Here is a 6,088-nt window from a genome sequence, read left to right as displayed (position 1 = left end):
CGGTACTCCCCGATTTAAGCGAAGATACTTTTCTCCTGTTTCCCTCTCTAATCGGGATAATTTATCCCCTATTCCAACAATTGCTGAATATTTTGCGCCGCTGTGTTTTGATTTCATTTTTCAAAATTAACTATTATATATGAAGGTAAATTTCGTTAATTCCGACATATATATAGCGTAAAAAAAGTATTTTTTTATGTGTTAACACATAAAAAATAATACAACTTCAAATAATTTTAGACCATTAGTAAAATCAAAACAATCTTCTGTTATCGGTTACCAGATTGGTATTAGCGAACTGTCCTCTGTCGAAATCTATTTTGTCGGCTTTTACCGCAATTGGAAAAAGAGTATTGCCACCCGACTCCATTTTTATTTTTTTAGCACTTTTAATTGAGAAATCAAGTTTGCCCCCGGAAATTTCGTTAAGCTTCACTACGGTTTCATTATCTAATGAAAAATCGGTTTCGATTTCCACTACGAGATTTTTGGCAAATAAAACCCCGGAGATTATCAGAATATTATTCCGGTTTGCATTTTTTAGAAGTGTTCCGTTGGGATGCCTAAAATCGGCATTCGACAGATAATTATGAATTTCGCCTATAGGAACTTCTTTTGTTACTGAATTGTCGTAACTAATTGTTACTTTTTTTCCGGATTTTATTTCGTTAGAGATATCAAAAGCACCTAATCCTAGGGATTTAAGTATTTCCCCGAGAACAGAAATCCCTATATTGAATGCAAATTCATTTTTGGTATTGGAATCCACTTTTAAACTGGCATTTTCAATTTCGTTTAATTGCACATCACTACTGAAAGCGTGATCGATATTTGAGTAATAAAGCTGCGCTTTGTTAAACGGTCTTTTAAGCCAAAGCTGTAAAAGATTGTGGTTTCTAACCGGCCCGTCTATCAGGTCGTAACCTTGTCTTCTTAATGTTTTTGTAAGGTTCATGGCGATAAATTTTATGTAATGTTTCTTAATTTAAGATAGTAAAGTATTACTGATTATTTCTATCTGTTACTGCCGTTCAAATCTATACTTTTTCTTTCAGTAAAATTGTACAGGCAGGCCATTATAAGAGTGTTATCTCCGTCAGGCCTGCCTGAAATAAAGGGGCATTTATTATCTTTAACCTCTTACAAATTTGCCCAATGATTCTAATAATTGAGGTTTATCATCCATTGCAATCTTTGCTACGGCATAAAATTCCCTCATCCAATCATCGATTATACCAAATGCTTTGTCTTTTTCATTTGTAGCTGCCTGCGATTCACCTTTTTCTCTTAGGTATTTTGCTCTTGCCGCTTCCAAATCGATTATCAGGTTCCTACCTAAAGTCAGATCTTCAGTGGCAAATTTTAATCTTGCCAGCTTTTCCTGAACATCCGTATCAAGCATTGCTACTGAATAAAATCTCTTTGCTGTTTCAAGCCACTTTAAGTATGTTCGTGGCAAGATACCTGAGATAGAAAGTTTATCGGATGTTATGTAGTCTTTATAAAAAACAACTTTAGCCTTTTTCCTGTGCAATAAATATGTTTCGGCCAACTCGTGCCTTTTTGTAGCAAAGCTATAATATGCTACCGATGTTTCATCATCTTCTGTTTTGTTAAAATCATATGCTTCGCGGGTCTTCATAAGCAAATCTTTGCCTTCCGCAATAGCACCAACATCATATCCAAACTCTGACATGATACCGGCAATTTCTGACTGTTTTTCAACATTTTCTAACGAAACTCTGTATTGCTCCAGAGTTTCTGCTTCTGATAATTTTGGTCTTGTTGCCATATTACACTATAATTAAATTAAACATATCGCCCCTGTTAAAGGTCGTTTATTAATTACTTTTAATCTTTAGTGTATTGCTTCAAGGTGCTTACCTTTTGCTTCCGGTTACATTCCTGCTGCTTCCGGTTACATTTCCGTTGCTTCCGGTTACATTTCAGCTGCTTCAGGTTACATTTCAGCTGCTTCAGGTTGCATTTCTACTGCTTCCGGTTACATTTCTACTGCTTCCGGTTACATATCAGTTGCTTGGTGTTTTATCTCTGCTGCTTCCTTTCTTTCATCGCTTTTACAACTCTTTGGGTAATCGCTTCAAGCAAATTTGTATAAATTCAATGGTGAATATACAAAAAAATATTTAATGGGTATAGCCTGTAAACGGAGTCTTACACCGGACGTAATATTCCAACGGTTTTAAACATACCCTACTCGAAGGATTTAGCATATATTATAACCCATTACTTAATACAGACCTCTTTTTTCATTAAGCTCAATCATCTTCTAAAACTTCCAGCTTAACTTTGGTAAGGCCTTTATTAATAAAACCGAGCTTAACAGCAGCTGCTCTCGAAACGTCAACAATCCTGCCTTTTACAAAAGGTCCACGGTCATTCACTGTTACTATTACAGATTTGTTGTTATCGAGATTAGTAACTCTGATTTTAGTATTAAACGGGAGTGTGCGATGCGCAGCCGTCATTTTTATTTTATCATAAGGTTCTCCGCTCGCGGTACTTTTTCCATGCAGTTTATCGCTGTAAAAAGAAGCCATCCCAACTTCGGCAGTTTGTGAAAAACCCTGTTGGGAAACGATTAATAATAAAGCGGAAAATAAAAATATTTTTAAATTAATCATCTAATAGTCTTTTGTTGGTAACGAGTCTGGTAAGGCAGGGTTGATATTTATGTAATGCGTTATTTACATTTTGTTTCTTTTAGCTTAACAGCCTTTGAGTATTTATTATCTTCCAACAGTTTACATGCTTCAGTTTTCATGTTCATATTGAAATAACATTGAGCTAGTTTATATTGGACATCGTAATCAAATGGATTATTTTCAAGTATTAAATTAAACAGTGCTGCTGCTTCTTTGTATTTTCCCTTTTTTAAATATTTATCAGCTTTTTTGTATGATTTAAGTAGCTTCTTAGCTTCCGGGTGCTCATCAAGTTTAAACTTAACTTTTACTACTACTTTATCAGATTCATGTTGACTGTTAGCTTGTTCTAAAACCCACATTCCTTCAGTAGATTTAACTAATCGAATTGCCTCTAAATCCATTAGTTCATAAACACGCCTTTCTAATTTTGTCTCAATGATTTCTCCCTCTTGATTTAACCTAAAAGAAATATGTATATATCCCTGAACCCCATTACAATACGCAATCATCGGATATCGCATGTTATTCTCAATATGTTTTTCAATTGTAATATTACTTTGAGAATTAAATGCAGCTTTATCAGACGATTGTGCAAAGGAACTAACTGAAAGAGTAAGCAATATAATAGAATACAGATATTTCATAATTTAATTATCAATTAGCAGGGGTACAAGTTACATATATAATTCAAATTCAGAGTTATTTTTTTTATTTGTCATCAATAAAGCAGTCAGTCTTGGAGAGGGCTAGATGTTTTTCATTTCACCAAAAGCTAATGACCAAAAAATAATGGCCATTAGCTAAAAGCTGAAATCCCCATATTAATGATATTTGGTCTCGGATAAGCCGAGACGGGGTTTGATAATTAATTGTGTTATTTGGTAAAAGAATAATCGGTAGTGGCAGCCGAATGACACGAAAGGCACATCCCGTTCATAAGGTCAGCACCCCGCATTTTCATTCCCGATGAAGGATCAGTTGCGATAGTTCCATCTTCATTTAGCATGAACCACTCCCAATCTCCTCCTCCTGTATTAAAGTCATTTCCTCTTTTTACCATTGCGGTAAATTCATTTAGCGAAAGATCGGGATTACTTGAATGTTTTACAATGATTGTTCCTACCGGATATTCTCCATTAACAGGATTCTGTCCGTTTTTATAATAAACTTTACGGACAACAGTTTCATCATTTCCACCGTGCGCAGTTCCTAATGCCGGATCCGGTCCCAGATGTTCGGCCTCGAGCGACCAACTCATGAAATCTGCGAAGGAATTGTCGTCTGCTATAAATTCAGATTTCTCCGGCTCTTCTTCATCCTTACTACAGGATTGTAACGATACCATGATTGACAAACCAACCAAAGCTGCATAAAAAAACGATTTTTTCATCTTTATAAAATTTTGATTACAATAGTTTGTCGTTATACTTTTTGAACCTTACAAAAAAACTTGAAAAAATTTAAGTTAGTTTGATAATTCTTCCCGGCTCAAAGTATAATTTATTGAATGATAACTGCCCTGCTGACTACCACATCACTTAGCATGCCGTCGCATTGCCCGCGAAGGGTAACAGTGTCTCCAACCTTGACCGTTTCCAATATTTCGGGATATTCTTTACAAAAATTTTCATCGAGATATGTGCTAACTCCGAATAACTCATCTTTCAGTACAATTACAGTTTGATTGTTCTCCTTATTCAACTCAACAACTTTCCCGGTTATTTCTACAACTTTCCCCAGATATTTCGCATTAGATGTTGTTTCATCATCAGAGAACTCGGTGAAGAAATTTTCTGCGCCTATTTCAAATTCAGGTTCAACCTTTAGCAGATTCTTGTGAGGCTGCATAAAGGTATACCAGTAAGCCCCAATGCCCACTAAAATGACCGGGATTACCAATGCCAACAAAATCTTGTATATACGTTTCATGCGTTGTTATTTTTTATATGGTTCGTAATTAATATTAATTATAACCCGTACTTCCCTGGCGATTTTATCCCGAACCACAGCCGGAATCTCTATCCCGAAATCCTCAGCAGAGACAATAAATTCGGATGTACCTGAAATTTTACCATTATTAGGCAGCAATATTGCCTTTGCTTCAATTTTTCTGGTTACACCATGGAGGGTAAGATCTCCCTCTACATCGGCTTCCTGCTCTTCCTCTACAGACAGATCCATCTCCGGCCAGTTAACTATCTTTCCTTTAAAAACTGCTTTCGGAAAACGGCTCGATTCAATAAAGTTCTCATTAAAATGTTCTTCCATCAAAGCATTCTTAAACCGGAACGATTTTATAAGGGCTGCAAAGTTGAGCTCTCCATTGCTTGTTTTTAAGAAAGAAGTTACCTGTTTGTTTTCGGCATGGATTGTTTCCAAAGGGGTGGAAGAATCAAAAACTACTGTTCCGGTTTTTGTGAAATATATATCCTGACCGAATAAACCGATATGAATAATGGTTGTAAAAATCAGTATTGTCAGCTTCTTCATAACTAATGTGATTTTATATTAATAACTGTATTTATTATAATCAAAAGGCGAATACTCTCGATATATTGAAGCCTAAATGAATTCCTCCATCAGACCAGTTGTGGTTATTAGTACCCCATATAAAACCTCCTTCCCGCATAGCCTGTGCATTGGTCAGCATAATTTGAAATACATGTCCTCCGGTTTCAATGTCAACCCCTATTGAAAGAGCATTTTTGTAATCTACTGAAGCATCCTCAGGACGAAATGTGTAAAAATATTCCGCATTTAGGGATACCCTTTTACTAATCTTGTAACGGCCACTAACACCAATCGAAAAAAGGTCGTTGGGGTCACTCTCAGTGGGGGTAAGATTTTTATGGACAAGGGTTGGAGATAACTGCAGACTCAGTCTCTCGTTAAATTTTCTGGCAATCAGTAACTGATGCACATAAGTCAATCTTGATGAAAACAGGTTATCTCTTTCCGGATCTGCCCACTTTGTTGAAATAAGCTCAGTTGACCCCATGTAAGATAAAAAGACCGGGATACTATTTGATCCGGCAGTTTGCTTTAGCAGTTTCAACTTTACAAAGCCATCGTATGTTTTTTGAAGGTTACTACGTCCCAATCCCACCATCAGCCAGTCATTTATTCCGTACTCAAAACTGAGGTGAATTGTGGCCTGATCGAGCCCGAATAACTCATAGGCTCCACCGTTCAATTCCCCGAAACGATGCGAAATACGAAAATCCAGGTGCTTAGCTTTCATTTGCTCCACCGAATGCCCATTGATTACTCTGGTAGCTTTGAATACAGCACTTTCATAACTTTTTTCATTTCCGGTCTCTCTTTCCATTAACTCATCCAAATTCTGATCCTGCCCAAAGGAAAGAAGCGGGATCAGGAGAACGAGTATAAAAAATACTTTCTTCATAAGTTTAAATTTT

At 36.3% G+C, this 6,088-nt stretch carries 8 protein-coding genes; all 8 read right to left on the bottom strand.

The window, feature by feature from the left end:
• Positions 1-253: 253 nt before the first annotated feature.
• Positions 254-955 carry a hypothetical protein gene (locus tag ABFR62_04220; GenBank protein ID MEN8137618.1) on the bottom strand — a complete coding sequence of 234 codons (702 nt, stop codon included), beginning with the start codon at positions 953-955 and terminating at the stop codon, positions 254-256.
• A 177-nt stretch (positions 956-1,132) separates the two neighbouring features.
• Positions 1,133-1,792 carry a hypothetical protein gene (locus ABFR62_04215; protein MEN8137617.1) on the bottom strand — a complete coding sequence of 220 codons (660 nt, stop codon included), beginning with the start codon at positions 1,790-1,792 and terminating at the stop codon, positions 1,133-1,135.
• A 487-nt stretch (positions 1,793-2,279) separates the two neighbouring features.
• Positions 2,280-2,645 (bottom strand): septal ring lytic transglycosylase RlpA family protein, encoded by a 366-nt coding sequence (locus ABFR62_04210; protein MEN8137616.1) that lies wholly within the window; start codon positions 2,643-2,645, stop codon positions 2,280-2,282.
• Positions 2,646-2,704: 59 nt separating this feature from the next.
• Positions 2,705-3,313, bottom strand: coding sequence for a tetratricopeptide repeat protein (locus ABFR62_04205; protein ID MEN8137615.1), 609 nt, complete (start codon positions 3,311-3,313; stop codon positions 2,705-2,707).
• Positions 3,314-3,543: 230 nt separating this feature from the next.
• Positions 3,544-4,059 (bottom strand): hypothetical protein, encoded by a 516-nt coding sequence (locus tag ABFR62_04200; GenBank protein MEN8137614.1) that lies wholly within the window; start codon positions 4,057-4,059, stop codon positions 3,544-3,546.
• A 110-nt stretch (positions 4,060-4,169) separates the two neighbouring features.
• A complete protein-coding gene (locus ABFR62_04195) occupies positions 4,170-4,598 on the bottom strand; it encodes a hypothetical protein (GenBank protein MEN8137613.1) in 429 nt (142 codons plus the stop codon).
• Positions 4,599-4,604: 6 nt separating this feature from the next.
• Positions 4,605-5,159, bottom strand: coding sequence for a YceI family protein (locus ABFR62_04190; GenBank protein MEN8137612.1), 555 nt, complete (start codon positions 5,157-5,159; stop codon positions 4,605-4,607).
• A gap of 40 nt (positions 5,160-5,199) precedes the next feature.
• A complete protein-coding gene (locus ABFR62_04185) occupies positions 5,200-6,075 on the bottom strand; it encodes a DUF5777 family beta-barrel protein (GenBank protein MEN8137611.1) in 876 nt (291 codons plus the stop codon).
• Positions 6,076-6,088: the final 13 nt, after the last annotated feature.

Source organism: Bacteroidota bacterium, from assembly GCA_039714315.1.
Classification (GTDB): domain Bacteria; phylum Bacteroidota; class Bacteroidia; order Flavobacteriales; family JADGDT01; genus JADGDT01.
The sequence above is the reverse complement of the archived record's forward strand: the minus strand, read 5'-3'. Positions and strand labels throughout refer to the sequence as shown.

Bases quoted from the DNA above. Each gene is read 5' to 3' on its own strand.
- ABFR62_04220 (MEN8137618.1), bottom strand. From the start codon at position 955: ATGAACCTTACAAAAACATTAAGAAGACAAGGTTACGACCTGATAGAC.
- ABFR62_04215 (MEN8137617.1), bottom strand. From the start codon at position 1,792: ATGGCAACAAGACCAAAATTATCAGAAGCAGAAACTCTGGAGCAATAC.
- ABFR62_04210 (MEN8137616.1), bottom strand. From the start codon at position 2,645: ATGATTAATTTAAAAATATTTTTATTTTCCGCTTTATTATTAATCGTT.
- ABFR62_04205 (MEN8137615.1), bottom strand. From the start codon at position 3,313: ATGAAATATCTGTATTCTATTATATTGCTTACTCTTTCAGTTAGTTCC.
- ABFR62_04200 (MEN8137614.1), bottom strand. From the start codon at position 4,059: ATGAAAAAATCGTTTTTTTATGCAGCTTTGGTTGGTTTGTCAATCATG.
- ABFR62_04195 (MEN8137613.1), bottom strand. From the start codon at position 4,598: ATGAAACGTATATACAAGATTTTGTTGGCATTGGTAATCCCGGTCATT.
- ABFR62_04190 (MEN8137612.1), bottom strand. From the start codon at position 5,159: ATGAAGAAGCTGACAATACTGATTTTTACAACCATTATTCATATCGGT.
- ABFR62_04185 (MEN8137611.1), bottom strand. From the start codon at position 6,075: ATGAAGAAAGTATTTTTTATACTCGTTCTCCTGATCCCGCTTCTTTCC.